Source organism: Polaromonas sp. P1_G2, from assembly GCF_056405515.1.
Window position 1 is genome coordinate 1 of the sequence record NZ_JBFUBY010001730.1, and the last position, 363, is coordinate 363.

General features: G+C 58.1%; 1 protein-coding gene. It reads right to left on the reverse strand.

Features of this window, described 5'->3' with window-relative positions:
* A partial coding sequence (locus tag AC1D0P_RS32320; RefSeq protein WP_477680453.1) for a DUF3309 family protein occupies positions 1–87 on the reverse strand: 87 nt, incomplete at its 3' end.
* Between the last annotated feature and the right edge of the window lie 276 nt (positions 88–363).

Here is a 363-nt window from a genome sequence, read left to right on the forward strand (position 1 = left end):
GCCGTAGCTCCAGTTGCGGGAATGCGGCCATGTCGGGAGCGCGCCGATCAGCAGAAGGATGAGAACGATGATGAGTATGGTTGCCATGCTGTCCTCATCCGCCTCATCTTGTCGGCGCTCGACTGTCTCCCGGCCCTTGCAAGGCAGCGGTTGCCGCATTCGATTGCTAAATGCGAATCCCACAGACGTTGTTCCGCGGACGAATGTTTTTTCGTGCGCTGACATGGCGGAGAAGATGCGAAAACGGAAGTGCAGAAAATAGAAAGGAGAGAACCGTTCCGGCGGAAGGGAAGGGTTCTCTCCTTGATGGGCGCCTTCGGGGGGTGAAGGGGCGGATGAGGCGCCGCGAAGCAAAAACAGACG